General features: G+C 80.0%; 1 pseudogene. It reads left to right on the top strand.

Going from position 1 to position 479, the window contains the following annotated elements:
- A pseudogene (locus AO501_RS38300) lies at window positions 1–479 on the top strand (hypothetical protein); the annotation flags it as partial.

Below are 479 nucleotides of genomic sequence, written 5' to 3'. Positions count from 1 at the left end.
CCCACGGCACGGCCGGGGTCAACGGCAACGGCGGAGCCGGCGGCCACGGCGGCAACGCGGGCACCCCCGGTGACGGTGGAGCGGGCGCGGCCGGCACGGACCTGTTCGTCAACGGCGGCGCCGGCGGCAATGGCGGCAACGCCGGAGCGGTCGGGACCGGTGGGACCGGCGGTGACCCCGGCATCGGCGGCACCGGCGGCAGCAAAGGACTGGACGGCGGATCTGGGGCGGCGGTCACCGCCGGCGGCAACGGCGGCGCCGGAGGGGCCGGGTTCAACGCCGTCGCCGCCGGTGTTTCCGGTGGCAGCGGCGGTGCCGGCGGCAACGGCGGTTCGGTCGGCAACGGTGGGGCCGGGGGTGTCGGCGGCAACGGCGCCGCCGGCACCGCCGGTCCCAGCGGGGTCAATCCCGGCGACTCCGGCAGTCCGGGCGTCGCCGGCGGGGCAGGCGGTCACGGCGGATCCGGCGGCCTGGGCGGG

Source organism: Mycobacterium gordonae (assembly GCF_001417955.2).
In the GTDB taxonomy this organism is placed as follows: domain Bacteria; phylum Actinomycetota; class Actinomycetes; order Mycobacteriales; family Mycobacteriaceae; genus Mycobacterium; species Mycobacterium gordonae_B.
The sequence above is the reverse complement of the archived record's forward strand: the minus strand, read 5'-3'. Positions and strand labels throughout refer to the sequence as shown.